The following is an 18058-nucleotide window of genomic DNA, read 5'->3' as shown; positions in this document are numbered from 1 at the left end:
CAGCCCGGAGTTGTCGTTATGTTAAACCGTTTTTTATTCTGTCTGCTGCTGGTGTTGTCACTGCCGGTTGTTGCAGGTAACAGTGTGGATCTGGAAACCACCATGAAAAACATGGGGCTGGCGTTAAAACAAGCCAGAGAAGCAGCCAGTCCGCAGGCTGCTAAACCTTTTATCGGCGAACTGACGAAGCTGACTGAACAGGCAAAAACAGCACGATTTCCAGAAGATAAGGCACAAACGTACCTGGAAGGGCTGGATAAAGTGCTGCTGACGTTACAGCGCGCCCGGATTGCAGCTGACGCAGGAGATGAACAGCAACTGCAGCAGGCGCTGACTGAAGTGGATAAGCTACGTCGTCATTACCATAAACAGCGCAAAGTCAGCTTCTGGCAACTGCTGTTTGGTTAAAGCCAGCTTAGCCGGCTAAACCAACATAGACGTTTTGCACATCGTCGTCTGCGTCAATGGCGTCCAGAAACGCTTCAACCTCAGCGCGTTGTTCATCGTCTAAAGTTACCGGGTTATTGGCCCGGTATACCAGTTTAGCGGTCAGCACAGTGTAACCAAATTCCGGCAGGGCTTTAGCGACCATGTCTAAATCGGTGGCTTCAGTTAAAAACACCACTTCGTTATCTGCAGCATCATCACCCGTTTCAAAATCCTGGGCACCGGCTTCAATGGCTGCTAACTCAATGTCGGCATCCGGGCTGTTGGCTTCGGCTTCAATCTGGCCTAAGTGCTTAAAATCCCATGATACGGCGCCTGAGGTGGCCAGCTGGCCTTTGCGGAATAACTGGCGGATACTCTGAGCGCTGCGATTTTTATTATCGGTTAAACATTCAACGATCACCGGTACCTGATGCGGCGCAAAGCCTTCGTACACTACGGTTTCATAATTAGCGGGGCCATCGAGTAAGCCGGCGCCTTTTTTAATCGCCCGTTCCAGGGTGTCTTTTGGCATCGACGCTTTTTTGGCGGTATCAATGGCAGAACGCAACTTGGCATTCATATCCGGATCAGCGCCGTTGCGGGCGGCGACGGCAATTTCTTTTGCCAGTTTGGTAAATATCCGGCCCTTAGCGTTAGCGGCGTCTTGCTTATGTTTGGCTTTCCATTGTGCGCCCATTGTCGCGCTCCTGTATTCTTAAGTATTAAAACTAAGTATTGAAAAAAAGTGGTCAAAACGAACAGGGCGCTAGTCTAGCCAATTGCAGGCTTTTATAGCAAGCTTAAGCGCTAAACAGCCGTGGATTTTAATAAATGGCTGAAATAGCGCAGCAGTTTAAACCAAAGCAGGGCAGAGAACGTTTAACCAGACTGATAAGACAGCCAGCCTAAACCGGATTTTTTAAATGAAAGCACACTCAGCAATAACAACACGCCCGGCAATTAAAGCAGTGGTATTTGATCTGGATGGCACCCTGGTTGACTCGCGGCTGGATTTCAGCGCTATCTGCAGTGATATTGGCTGGCCTGCCGGCACGCCGTTACTGGAGCAGCTGGCGACGGTCAGCTGCCTGACTGAGAAAGCGCGGGTGGAGCAGATTATTCATCAGCATGAACTGGCAGGGGCCGAGGCCGCCAGCTGGATCCCGGGGGCATTGCAGAGCCTGCAGCAGTTGCAACAACAAGGCTGGCCACTGGCCATTTTAACCCGCAATATGCGCCTTGCTACTGAACGGGTGATCAGCCGGTTGCAGATCCCAATCAGCCTGGTGCTGACCCGTGAAGATTGTGCGGCAAAGCCGGATCCGGCAGGGTTACGGTTGATAGCACAGCAGTTACAGGTTAACTGTACTGATATTTTATATGTTGGCGATTATTTATTTGATTTGCAGGTGGCGGCCAATGCAGGTAGCTTATCCTGCCTGTACCTGAATGGGGCTAATCAGCAGTTTGTTGACCAGGCCAATTTCCATATCAATCACTTTAATCAGTTGCCAGTACTGGTGAACAAAATAAGCGGACGTACCTAGGGCGTGTTGACGTTTGGTGGTTGTTTTTGCAGCTGAGTGGCTGGTATTTCTAACCAGCAAACGTCAACACGCCCTAAATGTTTGCAACGCTGTTAAGCGTTGTTGCATACAGTGGATGTTAGGTTTGAAATGCCTGTTATTTAAGCAATTTAGTTGCATTATGGCCATTAAAGCCCCTATATTAGCGGCATAATTATAAAAAAGTTCAGGGTAGACAAGTGTGCTGGCAAGATTAAAAAGCAATTTTTATCTGGCGATGATAAGCCTGGTCGGGCTGATGATTTCCGTATGTGTTACTCCCTACGGGATTTACCGGCTGTTGACCGGCAATATCGTGGTGGGTATTGCCGATCTGGTTATGGTGTCGATCAGTATCTGCTGTGTAATTTACGCCTGGCGTACGGACAACACCAAAGGCCCCGGCCTGATTATGGCCATGGCGTTTTGCGTCGGCGCCATACTGGTCTGTATTAACCTGGGTGTTGACGGCGTATTCTGGGTTTATCCTTTTATTGTATTTATCTTTTTTCTGGTTTCCCCGTTCAAAGCCTTATTAATGTTGTTGTTATCATTATCAGTGTTAGTGGGCGTTGCGTTATTTAATCCGGGCCAGATTTTTGCCAGCACTTTTCAGTTAGTGTCGTTTACCGTTACCTGCTTAATTACCAGTCTGTTCGCTTATGTTTTTGCCTATCGCACCCAAACCCAGCGTGAAGCACTGAAAGTGCTGGCTACCACCGATAGTCTGACTGGCGCTGCTAACCGCAGAACCTTAGATGAAGCCTTAATGTCGGCAATTGTTCAGCACAGAAAAAACGCTACAGAATATGGTCTGATGCTACTTGACCTGGATTACTTTAAAAACATTAACGACAACTACGGCCATAAAACCGGTGACAATGTGTTAACTGAGCTGGTGCCGGTTCTGAAAAAGATGGTACGCCAGCGCGATACGGTATTCCGCTTTGGTGGTGAAGAATTTGTGGTGTTGCTGGCCGACATTAAGCAAGCAGACTTGCACAAGCTGGCCGATAAAATACGCCTTGGCGTGAATGAGCAGCTGGGTTTACCAGACGGTAAAAAACTAACAACCTCTATTGGTATCGCTGTGTTGCAAAATGATGAAAGCTGGGAGAGCTGGCTGCACCGGGCCGATTTAGCGCTGTACCAGGCGAAAAGCCAGGGCAGAAACCAGGTGGTTGCTGCCCAGATAGATAGCGATGTTTAAGCCAGCAACACCTGCAGGCAACCGGGTTTTAGTAGCCTTTATCTGTCGCCAGTTGACTGGCACGCTCTGCCCGTTTAGGGTCATCGGCCACCTGCCAACCCTGTAAGTTCTGCTTAATTAATTGATATAACGCGCTAATATGGGCCGGCCGGTCGTTTAATGCGCTGATATACTGATACTGCTCGCCACCGGCCTCGATAAAGTATTCATGATTCTCTTCAGCAATCTCTTCAATGGTTTCCAGGCAATCTGCGGCAAAACCGGGACAAAACACCTGCACGGATTTTACGCCCTGGCCAGGCAACGCTTTTAAGGTTTCATCGGTGTAAGGCTTTAGCCATTCTTCCCGGCCAAAACGTGACTGAAAGGTGGTCATGTACTCATCTTTGGTAAGGCCCAGAGCTTCGGCAATTAAACGGGAGCTTTTATAGCACTCACAATGATAGGGGTCGCCATTTAGTAAATAGCGTTTCGGGATACCATGATAAGAAAACATCAGTTTATCGGCGCGGCCATGCTCAGCCCAGTGTTGTTTAATGCGCTCTGCGCACGCGGCAATATAGCCGTTGTCATCATGATAATGCGAAATAAACCGCATGTCAGGCAACCAGCGCCGCTGGCTGAAATCTTTTGCCAGTTCATCAAAAGTGGAAGCCGAGGTGGAGGCCGAGTACTGCGGGTATAACGGCAGTACCAGAATTTTCCGCACGCCCTGGCTAAACATCTTATCTAACACTGAGGCAAATGACGGATTACCATAGCGCATCGCAAAATCAACCACCACATCGGTTCTGCCTTCTTTGGCAAATTCGTGGGCTATGGCGTCTGCTTGCGCTTTGGTATGAAACAACAGCGGAGAGCCTTGCTCGGTAAACACGGTGGCATAGGCTTTAGCCGAGCGACGCGGCCTTATTTGCAAAATAACCCCGTTTAAAATAAACCACCATAACAGCCGCGGTACTTCGACTACTCGGGGATCTGATAAGAACTGTTTCAGGTAGCGTTTCAATGCCTTTGGCGTCGGTTCATCCGGGGTGCCCAGGTTGGTCAGCAGCACCCCAATTTTATCTGTAGCACTGTGCTGATAATTCGGGTTATTAATAAAAGCCATAGCTGTCACTTCAATTAGCTGGAATAAACAGCCAGAGCATACGCGCCCGGCTGCGGATTGGTTTGGTATTGATGCTGTGATGGTAACAGCTTCGCGTGATTAACTGGAACTAAAAATGCTTTGAGCATACCGGGTTACTGGTAAAGTGGCCACTATGCCGGTAAGCTTTTGATTAATAGCTTCAGGCAGAATGGGTAGCATATGCAGACAACGCCACGTCCTAACAACCACAGCAAGCTTAAAAGACTGCTGGCATACAGTATTGCAGTGCTATTGGCGGCAGCACTTGGCAGTATAGTGCAGAGTCAGTTTAATTTAGTGGCTATAGCGGGCCTGGTAGAACAGCTGCCAGCTGGCGACTGGTTGTATACCGTCTGGTTCGATTTGCGCTCTTTTACCCCAACTATGCTGGTGATTATGGCGCCGGTATTACTGCTGGCCCTGCTTGCCAGCCGGTTATTACACACTACCGTCGGTGTCAGCCGGCTCTGGCTGGCCGTTGGCTGCAGCCTGGTCGGTTTGCTGCTGGCGCTGTGGGCCATTAATAATCTGGCGCCGATGCCGACCCTGATTGCCGCCAGCCGAGGCGTGTTTGGCAGTCTGGCACTGGCCTTGTGCGCTGGTGCAGGTGCAGCGATTTATGTCAGGTTAACCAGCCGCGGCAATATGTAACGATGAGGCGTAATATGAAAAAAATTATCATACCGGCTTTACTGTTTCTGCTGCTGTCAGTAAAAGGGCAGGCCGTGCCGTATCAGGTTATTACGGTGGCCGACGATCTTAACTATCCCTGGTCGTTAGCATTTCTGCCGGACGGTAGCCTGTTGGTCACAGAGCGTACTGGTAAGTTAAAGCAGTTTTCGGCAACAGGTGAGGTAACAGCCGACGTTGCACCCGTCTTGCCAGAACTTTATGTAGCAGCGCAGGGCGGTCTGCTGGAAGTGTTAGTACCGTCAGCTTACAGCCAGAACCAACAGCTATTAATCAGTTATGTTTGTGGCGATGCCAACGCGAATACTGTTTGTCTGGCAACCGCTCGCTGGCAAGCACAACAATTAACGGATATTCGTCAGATATTTAAAGCTGAGCCGTACCGCAAGGGCGCCGCGCATTATGGTGGCCGGATGCTGCAACTGCCCGATGGCAGCATTTTGCTGACCCTGGGCGATGGCTTTGATTACCGTGAGCAGGCACAGAACCCGGTTAATCATCTGGGAAAAATTGTCCGGCTGCAGCCTGATGGCAGCGTGCCGGCTGACAACCCTTTTATTGATCAGCCCGGCTATGCCAGCGAAATATACAGTATGGGGCATCGTAATGTGCAGGGAATTGTCTGGGATGCTGCCAGCAGTCGGGTATACAGCCACGAGCATGGCCCACGCGGTGGTGATGAGCTGAATAATATTCAGGCCGGTAAAAATTACGGCTGGCCGGTCGCCACCCGGGGTATCGATTACACCGGCGCCAGAGTATCGCCATTCCGGCAATATCCGGGCATGGTTGAACCCATCTGGCACTGGAGCCCGTCTATTGCGCCTGCCGGCTTGACGCTATATCAGGGTGAATTGTTTCCGGCCTGGCAGGGCAACCTGTTTATTACTGCGTTAGCAGGTAAGGCGTTACATCGGCTGGAAATGGTAAACGGCAAGGTGGTGAGCGAGCAACTGCTGCTAACCGAGCTTAACAGCAGATTGCGCGATGTACGCAGCGGTCCGGATGGCGCTTTATATATCCTGACCGATAGTGCCAGTGGCAAGCTGTTGCGGCTATTACCAGCACCGCAGCAGGCTGGCGACTAGTTAGTGCTGATGGCCGCCTTCTCCATGCGCATGGCCATGGGCAATTTCTTCGCTGCTAGCCGGGCGGACGTTTAACACCTCTACCTTAAAGGTCAGGGTTTTGCCTGCCAGCGGGTGGTTAACGTCAATTTGTGCTTTAAACATGCCTACTTTCACTACAGTAACCTGACGTTGACCTTCTTCAGTCTGAACCCAGGCCTTCATGCCTGGCTGCCATTTTTTGGCTCCGTGTAAGTATTTTACCTGAATGTCCTGAATAGCATTGGCCTTCACCTCACCGTAGGCATCTTCCGGTGCCAGGGTCAGCTCAAGGGTATCACCGGCGGTCTTGCCTTCCAGCGCCGCTTCTAACTTTGGCAGCATTTGCTGCTGGCCATGCATATAAAGTAACGGCGAGCTGCCTTTCGAGCTTTCCAGCTCGCCGCTTTCGTCGCTAAGGCTATAGTGAAACTGAACTACTGCGTTGTTGCTGATATTCATAGTAGGGATCTTTCAGATAGAAAATTGACGTGCATTATAACCAACCGCTGCCGAAAACCATAGCGCAGAAAGCCCCCCGCAGTAAGCTGGCGGGGGGCAAGTCAGTTAACTGGCTGCTTTCATTTGCTGGATAAAGCTTTTCAGTTCGCTGAGCAGCTGTTCCGGTTGTTGCAGGTTTTTCTCCAGAATTTTGACAATGGCCGAGCCGCAAATCGCCCCGGCTGCACCATTGGCAATGGCATCTTTAACATGGGCCGGCGTTGAAATACCAAACCCAAGTAGTGGTGGCGCCGGATTATAAGCCCGGATCCGGGCGATTAACTCAGCGGTCGGCATCGCAGCCTGGGTTTCCGTGCCCGTTACGCCGGCCCGGCTAAGCAGGTAGGTGTAGCCGCGGCCATAAGAAGCAATGGCCCGTAAGTCATCATCGTCAACATTTGGCGGCACAATAAAAATAGGGGCAATATCGTGGGCCATGGCCGCCTGGCGGAACATTTTACTCTCGTGCAGCGGGACATCGGCGATCAGTACTGAATCGACGCCGGCAGCGGCCGCCTGGCTATAGAAGTTATCTAAGCCACGGGCCATTACCAGGTTAGAATAAAGCAGTAAGCCAATCGGAATATCGGCGTTGTACTCCCGGATTTTGCGGATAATCTCAAAGCTGATGGCCGGGGTAACGCCTGCCGCCATTGCCCGGATATTCGCATTTTGAATAGTCGGGCCGTCGGCGATAGGATCTGAGAACGGAATACCCAGCTCCAGTGCATCAGCACCGCCATCTATCAGGGTTTTAATAATCTCAAACGACAGCTCCGGGCCCGGGTCGCCCACGGTAACAAAGGGCACGAAAGCACCGCGTTGCTCTGCGGCAAGCCGGTTAAACATCTGTTGATAACGTTGCATTTAGTGCGCTCCCTCTGCTGCTTTGTTCGCTGTTTGATCTGCCGCTTGTTCTGCCAGAATACTGTGGACATGGCTTAAATCTTTATCGCCGCGGCCAGATAAGTTAACCAGCAACACCATAGGTTCGGTGGCATCTTTGGCCATTTTCAAGGCATGCGCCAACGCATGTGAGCTCTCCAGTGCTGGGATTATGCCCTCAGCCATGGCCAGATGCTGAAATGCCGCTAAGGCTTCATCGTCATTGACGGCCACATACTCGGCGCGGCCGGTTTGCTGCAAATGCGTGTGCTGCGGGCCGACTGCCGGGTAGTCCAGGCCGGCAGAAACCGAGTATGACTCTTCAATCTGGCCGTCACTGGTTTGCATAATGGCGGTGTAGGCACCGTGTAAGATGCCGTAGCTACCGGTACTTAGCGCCGCACCATGCTGATGGGTATTAATACCTTTACCACCGGGTTCAACCCCAATTAAGCGCACGCCTTCTTCTTTAATAAAGTCAGCGAAAATACCAATGGCGTTGGAACCGCCACCAACACAGGCAATGACTGCATCAGGCAGCTTACCTTCGGCTTTAAGAATTTGCTGTTTGGCTTCTTCGCCAATCATTTTCTGAAATTCACGCACGATAGTCGGGAACGGGTGTGGCCCGGCAGCGGTGCCCAGCATGTAATGGCTGGTAGCATAGCTGGCTGACCAGTCACGCATCGCTTCGTTTACTGCATCTTTTAAGGTGCCTGAGCCGGCGGTAACCGGAATAACCGTCGCGCCCATTAGTTTCATCCGGAATACGTTAGGCTGCTGGCGGTCGATATCTTTGGCACCCATGTAAATGCGGCACTTTAACCCCAGTAAGGCACATGCCAGCGCCGTTGCCACACCGTGCTGACCGGCGCCGGTTTCGGCTATCACTTCTTTTTTGCCCATCCGCTTGGTTAGCAGGGCCTGGCCCAATACCTGATTAGTTTTATGGGCGCCACCATGCAGTAAATCCTCCCGCTTCATATAAATTTTCACCAGCGGGTTCGGCGATAAATTGCGGCACAGGGTCAGCGGGGTCGGCCGGCCGGCATATTCGGTCAGCAATTGCTGAAATTCGGCGTCAAAGGCCGGGTCTTGCAGCGCATCAACAAAGGCTTGCTCCAGTTGCTTTAACGCGGGCACTAACAGTTGCGGTACAAACATGCCGCCGTACTGGCCAAAATAAGGGTTTAGTTTAAGCTCGCTCATAATACTGCTCTCTGTGTTGTCTGCTCTGTTTGCTTTTTTTGCTCAGAAGTTAAAGCACCCCGGTACTGGAACCTTCTTATCTTTGCAAAAGCCGCATGAATTTTTGTGCTGTCTTTAATCCCTGGTGCGCTTTCCAGACCTGAATTCATATCTAACCCCGCTACCGGCAACGTAAGTGCTTCGCTTAGGTTGTCGGGGCTAAGCCCGCCGGCCAGCATAATGGGCAGTTTGGTCAGCTTTTCCAGTGGTTGTTGTAACAGTTGCCAGTTGAATATTTCGCCGCTACCGCCATGGCTGGCAGGGTGGTACGTATCCAGTAACAGCCGGTCTGCCAGTTCAGTAAAGTGTGGCAATGAATCTGCGATACGATAGGCTTTCCAGATCTGACAGCCTACCGGCAGCGCAGCACGCAGCGCGCGGATATCGTCATCAGTTTCACTACCATGCAGCTGTACCGCACTTAATTGCAGGGTTTTGGCTGCGGCTGCAATTTCGCTAAGCGGCGCATCAACAAACACACCAACAAAGTTGAGCGGCGCCGCTGCCACCAGCTCTTTTGCCTGTTGCATGCTGATACAACGCTTCGAGGCCGGCGCAAAAATTAAGCCGCCATAATAAGCTCCGGCCTGCCAGGCGGCGCCAACATCTTCTGGCCGGGTTAAACCACATACTTTATGTTCGCCAACGATTAATTTGCGGGCGGCAGCGGCTAAGTCATCTTGCGCCATCAGGGAGCTGCCAACCAGAAACGCATCGGCCACCGGCTGTAACTGCCGCACTTGCTGGTTAGTATAAATGCCTGACTCTGATACCACAGTAACCCCATCTGGGATCAGTTCAGACAACACAAAGCTGGTATTTAAGTCGGTGCTCAGATCGCGCAGGTTGCGGTTATTAATGCCAATAAGTTCAGCGCCGAGCTTAACGGCCCGGCGGGTTTCTGTTTCATTGCTGACTTCAGTCAGCACCGTCATATTCAGTTCAGCAGCTAAAGCAGCCAGGGGCCGGTAGGCGTCATCGCTTAACACCGATAACATCAGCAGCACCGCATCGGCGCCATGCAGCCGCCCCAGATAAATCTGATAGGGGTCGATAATAAAGTCTTTGTGCAGCAACGGCTTATCGCTTAACTTACGCATTGTCGCCAGATTCTGATAACTGCCCTGAAAAAACTGCTGATCGGTCAGCACTGAAATACAGTCGGCATAGTGGTTATACACCTCGTTTATTTCGGCTAAATCGAACTGCGCTCTGATCACGCCTTTCGACGGTGAGGCCTTTTTACACTCCAGAATAAAACGGCTGCCGGGCTGTTGCAGGGCAGCCAGAAAATCATTAGTGCTTGGGGTTATCTGATTAGCAAACTGCTGCAGGGGTTTTGCCTGCTTCAGGCCTGCTACTTCCGTCGTTTTGTGCTGAATAATTTTTGCCAGTACCCCGGTCAGCTGTTCGTTGTTTATCAGCTCGTCGCTTAAATGCTCAGCCATGACTCATTTCCTTAAACTGTTGCAAGGTTTGCATTGCCTTACCGCTGGCTAAACATTCCAGCACGGCGCGGGTATTGACCGCCAGATTGTCGCCAAGGCCGGCTATTTTCAGCATAGCGGCCACATTCATCGCCACCGCCTGGTTATGGGCGCTCTGGCCGTGGCCAGAGAGAATTGCCAGGGTGGCTGCGGCATTCTCCGCTGGCGTGCCACCGGCCAGGCTACTGAGTGGCTGCACGTTTAAGCCAAAATCTTCCGGGCTTAGGGTAAACTCGGTTATCTGCCCCTCTTTCAGCTGGCAAACATAGGTATTACCATGCAGCGCAACCTCGTCACAGCCACTGCCATGCACCACCCAGGCTGCTTTGGTACCTAGTTGCTGCAGTGCTTCAGCCATTACCCGGCACAAAGCCGGATCATACACCCCTAGCAACTGAAAATCAGGTGCGGCCGGGTTGACCAGCGGCCCCAGTAAGTTAAACAGGGTACGGCTTTTCAGCGCCTGGCGCACCGGCATCGCATGTTTAATGCCAGCATGGTACTGCGGGGCGAATAAAAAGCTGCAGTTACTGGCTTTCAGGGTTGCCAGGGCCTGCACAGGCGCTTGCTGAATGTTGACCCCCAGTTGTTCCAGCAAATCTGCTGAGCCTGAACTGGACGAGACACTGCGGTTACCATGCTTAATAACCGGCAGGCCCATACTGGCGCCGACAATGGCCGCGGTGGTTGAAATATTAATGGTATTGCTGCCATCACCACCGGTGCCGCAGCAATCAATACTGCCGGCAATGGTTTCAGGAAATGGCAGTGCGGCCTGGCGCAGGGCTTTAGCGGCGCCTGCAATTTCTGCGGCGGTTTCGCCGCGCATTTTCAGCGCTACCAGCAAGGCCGTGAGCAATACCGGCTCTACGTCGCCGTTAACCACAGCGCTGAAAAAGCTTTCGCTCTGGCTCTGAGTTAACGGTTTACCGGTCAGCACTTGCTGTACCTGCTCCTGCACCGGCTGTGGCACCTGCTCTGTTAATCCAGCGCTCGTCATGCGTCACTCCTTAATAAATAGCTGATACTTTGCTGCAGCAAGGGCTTGCCTAAGGTGGTCAGGATAGACTCAGGATGAAACTGAAAGCCCAGCATGCGTTGTTGTTCATGAATAATCGCCATCGGGATATGCCGGTCTGTACCAATACAGCTCAGGGCATTCGGCAGCTCTGTTGCCATCAGCGAGTGATAGCGGGCAACCGAAAACGGATTAGGCAAGCCGGCAAAGACCGGGTGGGGCGCCACATTAATACTGGCCGTTTTACCATGCACTGTCTCGCCGGCGCGACCTACCAGGCCGCCATAATGCTCGGTGATAGCCTGATGGCCCAGACAAATGCCCAGTACCGGATACTGGCCTGCTACTAATTTTAACAATGCCGGCATGCAGCCAGCGTCCGCCGGGGCGCCGGGGCCGGGTGATAACACTAACAGTACCGGACCGGTTTCCTGCTGCATCTTGGCGAATATATAACTGGCCGGCACCGTATTGCGGTATAGCTTGATCTCAAAACCTAACTGGGCAAACTCATCCACCAGGTTGTAGGTAAAGGAGTCGATATTGTCTAATAAATACAGAGTGGTCATGATGCTGTAATGCTCCTGCGATGTTCCTACCTGGACGGTTAATGGCCTGCCGCCATAATGGCGCTGATCACGGCTTGGGCTTTATTGCGGGTTTCTTCGGTTTCCAGTTCGGCTACCGAATCAAATACCACCCCCGCGCCGGCCTGAATATAAGCGGTATTATTGGCAACATAAGCCGAGCGGATCACAATGCAGCTGTCAAAATCGCCATTGCCGGTTAAATAACCGACGGCACCACCATAACTGCCACGGCGCTGGCGTTCTACGTTGCGGATCAGCTCAGCTGCTTTGACTTTTGGCGCGCCGACTAAGGTGCCCATATTCATACATGCCTGGTAAGCATGCAGTGCATCCAGTTCCGGCTTTAAGGTACCAATTACCCGCGACACCAGATGCATTACATAAGAGTAGCGGTCTACTTTTAGCAGCTCCTTAACATAGCGGCTGCCCGGCACACTGATTCTGGCAACGTCATTGCGGGCTAAATCGACCAGCATTAAATGCTCGGCTTTTTCTTTGTCATCCTGGCGCAGTTCCAGCTCAATCCGGCTGTCTAAATCGCGGTCAATACTGCCATCGGCTTTAAAACCGCGGCGGCGGGTACCGGCAATCGGGTAAATTTCCACCTGACGGTTACTGGCACTGAATTTCAGCGCCGACTCCGGGGATGCGCCAAATAATTGAAAGGCCGGATCTTTAAGATAAAACATATAAGGACTGGGGTTCAGCTGCTTTAATTTGGCATATGCAGCCAGCGGGTTGGGGCAGGGCAGGCTGAAACAGCGTGATGGTACCACCTGAAACACATCGCCACTGACAATATGCTCTTTTAACGCTTCAACCTGAGTGCTGAATTCGGCATCACTGATATCTACCTGCAGCTGGCTGTCATCGCCCGGCTTGCCGGTTGCCAACGGCGCTGGTTCAGCCAGCCGCTGTCTCAGCTGCTCCAGCCGCTTGCCGATAACAAAATAGGTTGCCGGCGCTTGCTCACCACAAAATACGTTACCAATCAGCTGGCTTTGCTGACGTTGGTGATCAAGCACTAATAAGGTTTCCGCCAGATAAAACAGATAATCCGGGCACTGGTTATTGCCATTGCCCACCTCTGGTAACTGTTCAACGTTAGCTACCATGTCATAACCAATGACTCCGGCCAACATAATGGCAAAGTCAGCTTCGTTGTTCTGCTCGGCGCTTTGCTGGCTGTGGCTGGTTAGCTGATGCTGAATAACCCGCAGTACAGCAAACGGATTAGGCTGCATTAAGCGGCTTACTTCATCCAGCAAGGGGTCTGGCTGGCTGAAACTGAGGCTAAGGCTGTTATCTGTGCGGGTGACGTTGGCTACGTCTGCAAGTTTTTCTGCCAGAAAAGGCAAAAGGGTGCTGCCGTTCTGACTTAACGCGTTAATTTCAACCTGCATGCCATTACATTCAATCCGCAGCGCGGCATCAAGCAACATCAGGCTTTTCAGGTTGTCTTTGCTGTCTATTTCGGCTGACTCAAGCAGCACAGCGCTGGCACTATCAGCACTTAAGCTGGCAAAGGTGGCCAGCGCGTCGGCATGATATGGCGCCGCCATGCTGATACTGGCCACTTCGCCTTGCTGGTCGGTAATATGACTGAAAATCATAATGTTATTCTCTTAAAATAAAAAAACCCGCTTCTTATCAGGAAACGGGCTTAGGTAATTAAAGCTAATACAACGCCTACACACGCCCGTTGGGTATGTGCCACCACCAGTTGGTCAGGTTAAAAGCGTTTGTTAATTGCATTGAGTTTAATCACGGGTTATTACAATAAAGTTGCCACATAAAACCGCGAAATGTGGCGCGCGTCAAGTGCTGTTTTGTTATAACACAGAAATAAAAGCGTATAAGCGGCCAGAAGGCTTAATTTTGTCGCGTTTCATTTTGCGTTAGCTTTTTCCAGCTCGGTTAATTGTTGCCATATTTGTTCACTTTGCTCGGTTAAATCCGCATATAAGCGCATATCACCGTTGCGCTGGGCATGCATCGCTTGTTCCAGCTTGCTGTCGTAGGCCTTACGTAATTTTTTTGCCGGATTGGGTTTCAGAAAGCCGAACATAGTTTCACCTCAGGATAGATTTGCAGGAGATTACGCAGGCTAAGCCGCTCTGGTTCAAAAGCTGATATCAGCGATGCTTTGCCAAACGGCTACCCTGTGCGACAATACCAGCCTTATAAAGAGGTGCCGATGAAATATGATTTACACAGCCATACCCTGTGCTCAGACGGCGTACTGTCGCCTGCTGAACTGGTTGCGCGGGCGGTGGAACGCGGTGTTGATGCGCTGGCGATAACTGACCATGACACCGTTGCCGGTTTAACAGCAGCCCGGCAGGCTATTAACCAGCAGCAACTGGCATTGCGGCTGATTAATGGCGTGGAAATTTCTACCCGTTGGCAGCAACTGGAAATTCATATTGTAGGCCTGAATATTAACCCGGACTGCCCGCAGTTTTTAGCCCGACTGGCCTCGCAGCAACAACAACGGCTGGAGCGCGCCGAAGAAATGGCCAGACGCCTGGCAAAAAGTCAAATTCCGGATGTGCTGCCTGCTGTTATGGAACTGGCCAATGGTGCAGCAATTACCCGTACCCACTTCGCCCGCCATCTGGTTAACATTGGCAAAGCCAGTTCAATGAACGATGTGTTTAAGAAGTATCTGGGCCGCGGTAAAACCGGCTATGTGCCCAGTAACTGGGTAGAAATGGCCGAGGCGGTGCAATGGATCCATGATGCCGGCGGTGTCGCCGTGCTGGCCCATCCGTTAAAATATAAACTGACCACCAAATGGGTAAAACGCCTGGCTGAACAATTTGCAGCTGCCGGTGGCGATGCGATGGAAATTATTTCGCCACAGCAAACCCCGGTGCAAAAGCGCGAGCTTTGGGCGTTATGTCAGTTACATGGCTTAACGGCGTCGGTAGGTTCTGATTTTCATCAGCAAACCAGCTGGAATGATCTTGGAAAAAATCTATATTTAACTGATGATGTTACGCCGGTTTGGCATAACTGGGCGTTAAATTAAATAAAAAACAACGATAGAAGAACAATACATGAGCCAATTTTTTCATATTCACCCCGAGAACCCGCAGCAGCGTCTGTTAAAACAAGCCGTGCAAATTATTAAGCAAGGTGGTGTTGTGGTTTATCCAACCGACAGTGGTTATGCGCTGGGTTGTCATGTGGGCGACAAAAGTGCCATGGACAAAATAACCCAGATTCGTCAAATCAGCGGTGACCATCATTTTACCCTGATGTGCCGCGACTTATCTGAGTTGTCAGTATACGCCAAAGTTGAAAATACCGCGTTTCGACTGATTAAAAACAATACCCCTGGTGCCTATACTTTTATTTTGCGTGGTACTAAAGAAGTGCCACGACGTTTGTTAAATGACAAGAAAAAAACCATTGGCCTTAGGATCCCGGAAAATAAAATTGCCCAGGCACTGTTGGCTGAATTAGGTGAGCCTTTGCTGTCGACCAGTTTAATTTTACCGGGTCAGCGTTTCGCTGAGGCCGATCCCGATGATATGCGCTCGCAACTGGAACGCCAGGTTGACCTGATAATGCATGGCGGCGTGATTGGCGAAGCACCCACTACTGTGGTCGATTTATCAGAAGAGGGCGCAACAGTGCTGCGGGAAGGCCGTGGCGATCCGACGCCCTTTTTGTGACGCCGAAGCTGTAATAAGCAATGAGCAACCAGCCTGCTAGCTTAACAGTGCAACAACCTTTGCCGCTGGCCTTTGTCCGCGGCGAGGCGGTGCATCAACGTCCGGATGACTTATATATTCCGCCTGATGCGCTGGAAGTGCTGCTGGATGCGTTTGAAGGGCCGCTCGATTTTTTACTGTATTTAATCCGCAAGCATAAGTTTGATATCGTCGACTTACCGGTTAACGAAATTACCCTGCAATATATGGAATATATTGACCTGATGCAGGGCCTGAATTTTGAACTGGCAGCCGAATATCTGGTGATGGCTGCTATGCTGGCCGAGATAAAATCGCGGCTGTTGCTGCCTAAACATACCCAGCATGATGACGAAGAGCTGGACCCGCGGGCTGAACTGATCCGCCGCCTGCAGGAATATGAGGTGTACAAGCAGGCCGCCAGCGAACTGGACAGCCTGCCACGGGATGAGCGCGACTATTTCAATGCCCGGGCAGCCCTTGCCGATAATTTCAGCCCATTGGTCGTGCTGCCCGAGGTGGAACTGAGCGAGCTGGTCATGGCGTTAAAAAGCATTATGCAACGGGCTAAAGACTTTCAGCATCATCATATTAAACGTGAGCATTTGTCGACCCGCGAGCGGATGAGCCGGATTTTAGATTTACTGGCACAGCATCAGGGCTACCTGGCGTTTGAACAGTGCTTTGAACTGAGCGAGGGGCGGCAAGGCGTGGTTGTCAGTTTTCTGGCCATCCTGGAATTGACTAAAGAAAAACTGGTTGAACTTACCCAGGTTGCAGCCTATGGCCAAATTCATGTCAAATTAGCCCGGGAACACTGCTGATGGCCCAGAAAATCAATGATATTCAACTGTTACAGCTGATTGAAGCGGCTATTTTTGCCAGCGAACAACCGCTTGGCGTGGCTGAACTGCAAGCTTCAGTGCTGCAACGTTTTACTGTCAGTAAAAGCCGGATAGATGCTACAATTCGTCAGTTGCAACAGGATTACAGTGCCCGCGGCATTCAGCTGCTGGAAACCGCTTCGGGTTTTCGCTTTCAAACCCGGCCTGAACTCAGTGATGATTTAGCCCAGCTCTGGCCAGAACGTTCAGCCCGTTATTCCCGCGCTGTGCTGGAAACCCTGGCGTTAATTGCCTATAAACAACCACTAACCCGTGGCGAAATTGAAGAAGTACGTGGCGTAACCGTCAGTACCCAGATTATCCGTACCTTACTGGATCGCGGCTGGGTAAAAGTGGTGGGCCATAAGGAAGTACCCGGCCGGCCGGGACTGTATGCCACTACGGCGTTATTTTTAGATTATTTTGGCTTAAAAAGCCTCAGCGATTTGCCGCCACTGCCGGAATTTACCGAGCTGACGGCCGATCTTCTTCCCACCGTCGAGATGACAGGAGAGTTACACTAATGAGTGATAAAATCAGCAGCGAAAAACTGCAAAAAGTATTAGCCCGTGCCGGCGTCGGCTCGCGCCGGGAAATGGAAGACTGGATCAGCAAAGGCCGGGTGACCGTTGATGGTAAACCTGCCAGCCTGGGCGATCGGGTAAGCACCGCTCAGGCCGTGCGGGTTGACGGCCACCCGGTGCAACTGGCCAGTGAAGAGCAGCAAATCTGCCGGGTGCTGGCCTATCATAAGCCTGAGGGCGAAATTTGTTCACGCACTGACCCTGAAGGCCGGCCTACCGTGTTTGCCCGCTTACCAAAAATTAAAGGCGCCCGCTGGATAGCCATCGGCCGGCTGGATATTAACACCTCAGGTTTATTGTTGTTCACCACAGACGGTGAGCTGGCCAACCGCTTAATGCACCCTAAATTTGAAGTCGAACGCGAGTACGCAGTACGGGTATTTGGCGATATTAACGATGCGATGATCCAACGGCTGCGTACCGGGGTCGAGCTGGAAGATGGTAAAGCCAACTTTAAGAAAGTCAAAGCCTTACCGGGCGAAGGCATTAACCGCTGGTTTCATGTGGTGCTAACCGAGGGCCGTAACCGTGAAGTGCGGCGTATGTGGGAATCGCAGGGCGCTGTGGTCAGCCGGCTGATCCGGGTGCGCTACGGCGATTTACTGCTGCCAAAGCACATTCCGGCCGGCGGTTATGCTGAATATCCACTGGACGAGGTTAACTACCTGCGTAAGTTAGTGCACCTGGGCCCGGAGGAGCAAACCCTGGTTAAAAGCGAAGATCGCACTGAACGGCGCCGTCGCTTAGCCAGTATGAAACGGGCGGTGCGTAAACACCAGATCGCCGAGAAAACCCCGGCTAAAAAAGAGCCTAAGCCAAAGCCCGCAGCCAAACCGCAGCGCGCACCGGCCAGCAAAGGTAAATCAACCCAACGCCAGCCCACTGGCAAAAAGCCCACCCGGCAGGGCCAAAGCTGAAATAACCCTTTATAAATAAGGCGCTGCGGCGCCTTTTTTTGTTGCTTACTCATGGCATTCGATCATCCCGTTGCATGATCAATTTCTATACTAGTGAAATAACCGTTAACT

20 protein-coding genes are annotated in these 18058 nt (G+C 51.5%); 10 read left to right on the top strand and 10 right to left on the bottom strand.

The window, feature by feature from the left end:
- Positions 1 to 18 precede the first annotated feature (18 nt).
- Positions 19 to 408, top strand: coding sequence for a cytochrome b562 (locus tag CRO03_RS03140; RefSeq protein WP_097110093.1), 390 nt, complete (start codon positions 19 to 21; stop codon positions 406 to 408).
- Positions 409 to 415: 7 nt separating this feature from the next.
- On the opposite strand, the gene CRO03_RS03135 is transcribed toward CRO03_RS03140, so the two are convergent.
- A complete protein-coding gene (locus tag CRO03_RS03135; protein ID WP_097110092.1) occupies positions 416 to 1126 on the bottom strand; it encodes a YebC/PmpR family DNA-binding transcriptional regulator in 711 nt (236 codons plus the stop codon).
- Positions 1127 to 1352: 226 nt separating this feature from the next.
- Here CRO03_RS03135 and CRO03_RS03130 point away from each other — a divergent pair, with 226 nt between their 5' ends.
- Both CRO03_RS03130 and CRO03_RS03125 read left to right on the top strand, forming a co-directional pair.
- The gene (locus CRO03_RS03130) at positions 1353 to 1976 is read left to right on the top strand and encodes an HAD family hydrolase (RefSeq protein WP_097110091.1); all 624 of its coding nucleotides are present in this window, start codon (positions 1353 to 1355) and stop codon (positions 1974 to 1976) included.
- Positions 1977 to 2196: 220 nt separating this feature from the next.
- A complete protein-coding gene (locus CRO03_RS03125; RefSeq protein WP_097110090.1) occupies positions 2197 to 3204 on the top strand; it encodes a GGDEF domain-containing protein in 1008 nt (335 codons plus the stop codon).
- A gap of 28 nt (positions 3205 to 3232) precedes the next feature.
- Here the strand turns inward: CRO03_RS03125 and hemH are convergent, their stop codons facing one another.
- Complete coding sequence (hemH, locus tag CRO03_RS03120; RefSeq protein ID WP_097110089.1) at positions 3233 to 4315, bottom strand: ferrochelatase; 1083 nt, start codon at positions 4313 to 4315, stop codon at positions 3233 to 3235.
- A gap of 201 nt (positions 4316 to 4516) precedes the next feature.
- On the opposite strand from hemH, the gene CRO03_RS03115 reads away from it, so the two are divergent.
- Positions 4517 to 4987, top strand: a complete 471-nt coding sequence (locus CRO03_RS03115) for a hypothetical protein (protein ID WP_097110088.1) — start codon at positions 4517 to 4519, stop codon at positions 4985 to 4987.
- Between the two features lie 14 nt (positions 4988 to 5001).
- Positions 5002 to 6114, top strand: a complete 1113-nt coding sequence (locus tag CRO03_RS03110) for a PQQ-dependent sugar dehydrogenase (RefSeq protein ID WP_212682316.1) — start codon at positions 5002 to 5004, stop codon at positions 6112 to 6114.
- Here the strand turns inward: CRO03_RS03110 and CRO03_RS03105 are convergent, their stop codons facing one another.
- The 8 genes from CRO03_RS03105 to CRO03_RS03070 all read right to left on the bottom strand — a co-directional run bounded on the left by CRO03_RS03105 (position 6115) and on the right by CRO03_RS03070 (position 13929).
- Complete coding sequence (locus CRO03_RS03105) at positions 6115 to 6594, bottom strand: FKBP-type peptidyl-prolyl cis-trans isomerase (protein ID WP_097110086.1); 480 nt, start codon at positions 6592 to 6594, stop codon at positions 6115 to 6117.
- Between the two features lie 105 nt (positions 6595 to 6699).
- Positions 6700 to 7500 carry a tryptophan synthase subunit alpha gene (gene trpA, locus CRO03_RS03100; protein ID WP_097110085.1) on the bottom strand — a complete coding sequence of 267 codons (801 nt, stop codon included), beginning with the start codon at positions 7498 to 7500 and terminating at the stop codon, positions 6700 to 6702.
- Entirely contained in the window at positions 7501 to 8727 is a 1227-nt protein-coding gene (gene trpB / locus CRO03_RS03095; RefSeq protein WP_097110084.1) for a tryptophan synthase subunit beta, read from the bottom strand.
- Positions 8724 to 10214 (bottom strand): bifunctional indole-3-glycerol-phosphate synthase TrpC/phosphoribosylanthranilate isomerase TrpF, encoded by a 1491-nt coding sequence (gene trpCF, locus CRO03_RS03090; RefSeq protein ID WP_097110083.1) that lies wholly within the window; start codon positions 10212 to 10214, stop codon positions 8724 to 8726. The genes trpB and trpCF overlap by 4 nt, the downstream gene beginning before the upstream one ends.
- Positions 10207 to 11253, bottom strand: a complete 1047-nt coding sequence (gene trpD / locus CRO03_RS03085; protein WP_097110082.1) for an anthranilate phosphoribosyltransferase — start codon at positions 11251 to 11253, stop codon at positions 10207 to 10209. Before trpD ends, trpCF begins: the two co-directional genes overlap by 8 nt.
- Complete coding sequence (locus CRO03_RS03080) at positions 11250 to 11840, bottom strand: aminodeoxychorismate/anthranilate synthase component II (protein ID WP_097110081.1); 591 nt, start codon at positions 11838 to 11840, stop codon at positions 11250 to 11252. The genes trpD and CRO03_RS03080 overlap by 4 nt, the downstream gene beginning before the upstream one ends.
- Before the next feature lie 38 nt (positions 11841 to 11878).
- Positions 11879 to 13474: an anthranilate synthase component 1 gene (locus tag CRO03_RS03075; RefSeq protein ID WP_097110080.1), complete on the bottom strand. Its 1596-nt coding sequence runs from the start codon at positions 13472 to 13474 to the stop codon at positions 11879 to 11881.
- A 275-nt stretch (positions 13475 to 13749) separates the two neighbouring features.
- Positions 13750 to 13929: a DUF6435 family protein gene (locus CRO03_RS03070; protein WP_097110079.1), complete on the bottom strand. Its 180-nt coding sequence runs from the start codon at positions 13927 to 13929 to the stop codon at positions 13750 to 13752.
- A gap of 129 nt (positions 13930 to 14058) precedes the next feature.
- Here CRO03_RS03070 and rnm point away from each other — a divergent pair, with 129 nt between their 5' ends.
- From rnm to rluB, 5 genes are read left to right on the top strand one after another with little or no spacing between them, the layout of a single operon-like run.
- Positions 14059 to 14895, top strand: coding sequence for an RNase RNM (gene rnm, locus CRO03_RS03065; protein ID WP_097110078.1), 837 nt, complete (start codon positions 14059 to 14061; stop codon positions 14893 to 14895).
- Between the two features lie 28 nt (positions 14896 to 14923).
- Positions 14924 to 15544, top strand: a complete 621-nt coding sequence (locus tag CRO03_RS03060; protein WP_097110077.1) for an L-threonylcarbamoyladenylate synthase — start codon at positions 14924 to 14926, stop codon at positions 15542 to 15544.
- Positions 15545 to 15564: 20 nt separating this feature from the next.
- Positions 15565 to 16386 carry a segregation and condensation protein A gene (locus CRO03_RS03055; protein ID WP_097110076.1) on the top strand — a complete coding sequence of 274 codons (822 nt, stop codon included), beginning with the start codon at positions 15565 to 15567 and terminating at the stop codon, positions 16384 to 16386.
- Positions 16386 to 16970, top strand: coding sequence for an SMC-Scp complex subunit ScpB (gene scpB, locus CRO03_RS03050; protein ID WP_097110075.1), 585 nt, complete (start codon positions 16386 to 16388; stop codon positions 16968 to 16970). The genes CRO03_RS03055 and scpB overlap by 1 nt, the downstream gene beginning before the upstream one ends.
- Positions 16970 to 17947: a 23S rRNA pseudouridine(2605) synthase RluB gene (gene rluB, locus CRO03_RS03045; protein ID WP_097110074.1), complete on the top strand. Its 978-nt coding sequence runs from the start codon at positions 16970 to 16972 to the stop codon at positions 17945 to 17947. Before scpB ends, rluB begins: the two co-directional genes overlap by 1 nt.
- Positions 17948 to 18058 lie beyond the last annotated feature (111 nt).

The sequence above is a fragment of the Arsukibacterium tuosuense genome (assembly GCF_900215315.1).
Taxonomy (GTDB): Bacteria; Pseudomonadota; Gammaproteobacteria; order Enterobacterales; family Alteromonadaceae; genus Alishewanella; species Alishewanella tuosuense.
The sequence above is the reverse complement of the archived record's forward strand: the minus strand, read 5'-3'. Positions and strand labels throughout refer to the sequence as shown.

What these genes read in the sequence shown, in the direction of transcription:
- CRO03_RS03055 (WP_097110076.1), top strand. Translation starts at nt 15,565, where the DNA reads ATGAGCAACCAGCCTGCTAGCTTAACAGTGCAACAACCTTTGCCGCTG.
- CRO03_RS03105 (WP_097110086.1), bottom strand. Translation starts at nt 6,594, where the DNA reads ATGAATATCAGCAACAACGCAGTAGTTCAGTTTCACTATAGCCTTAGC.
- CRO03_RS03135 (WP_097110092.1), bottom strand. Translation starts at nt 1,126, where the DNA reads ATGGGCGCACAATGGAAAGCCAAACATAAGCAAGACGCCGCTAACGCT.
- hemH (WP_097110089.1), bottom strand. Translation starts at nt 4,315, where the DNA reads ATGGCTTTTATTAATAACCCGAATTATCAGCACAGTGCTACAGATAAA.
- CRO03_RS03115 (WP_097110088.1), top strand. Translation starts at nt 4,517, where the DNA reads ATGCAGACAACGCCACGTCCTAACAACCACAGCAAGCTTAAAAGACTG.
- CRO03_RS03070 (WP_097110079.1), bottom strand. Translation starts at nt 13,929, where the DNA reads ATGTTCGGCTTTCTGAAACCCAATCCGGCAAAAAAATTACGTAAGGCC.
- trpCF (WP_097110083.1), bottom strand. Translation starts at nt 10,214, where the DNA reads ATGGCTGAGCATTTAAGCGACGAGCTGATAAACAACGAACAGCTGACC.
- rluB (WP_097110074.1), top strand. Translation starts at nt 16,970, where the DNA reads ATGAGTGATAAAATCAGCAGCGAAAAACTGCAAAAAGTATTAGCCCGT.
- CRO03_RS03060 (WP_097110077.1), top strand. Translation starts at nt 14,924, where the DNA reads ATGAGCCAATTTTTTCATATTCACCCCGAGAACCCGCAGCAGCGTCTG.
- CRO03_RS03130 (WP_097110091.1), top strand. Translation starts at nt 1,353, where the DNA reads ATGAAAGCACACTCAGCAATAACAACACGCCCGGCAATTAAAGCAGTG.
- CRO03_RS03140 (WP_097110093.1), top strand. Translation starts at nt 19, where the DNA reads ATGTTAAACCGTTTTTTATTCTGTCTGCTGCTGGTGTTGTCACTGCCG.
- CRO03_RS03080 (WP_097110081.1), bottom strand. Translation starts at nt 11,840, where the DNA reads ATGACCACTCTGTATTTATTAGACAATATCGACTCCTTTACCTACAAC.
- CRO03_RS03075 (WP_097110080.1), bottom strand. Translation starts at nt 13,474, where the DNA reads ATGATTTTCAGTCATATTACCGACCAGCAAGGCGAAGTGGCCAGTATC.
- trpD (WP_097110082.1), bottom strand. Translation starts at nt 11,253, where the DNA reads ATGACGAGCGCTGGATTAACAGAGCAGGTGCCACAGCCGGTGCAGGAG.
- trpB (WP_097110084.1), bottom strand. Translation starts at nt 8,727, where the DNA reads ATGAGCGAGCTTAAACTAAACCCTTATTTTGGCCAGTACGGCGGCATG.
- CRO03_RS03110 (WP_212682316.1), top strand. Translation starts at nt 5,002, where the DNA reads ATGAAAAAAATTATCATACCGGCTTTACTGTTTCTGCTGCTGTCAGTA.
- trpA (WP_097110085.1), bottom strand. Translation starts at nt 7,500, where the DNA reads ATGCAACGTTATCAACAGATGTTTAACCGGCTTGCCGCAGAGCAACGC.
- scpB (WP_097110075.1), top strand. Translation starts at nt 16,386, where the DNA reads ATGGCCCAGAAAATCAATGATATTCAACTGTTACAGCTGATTGAAGCG.
- rnm (WP_097110078.1), top strand. Translation starts at nt 14,059, where the DNA reads ATGAAATATGATTTACACAGCCATACCCTGTGCTCAGACGGCGTACTG.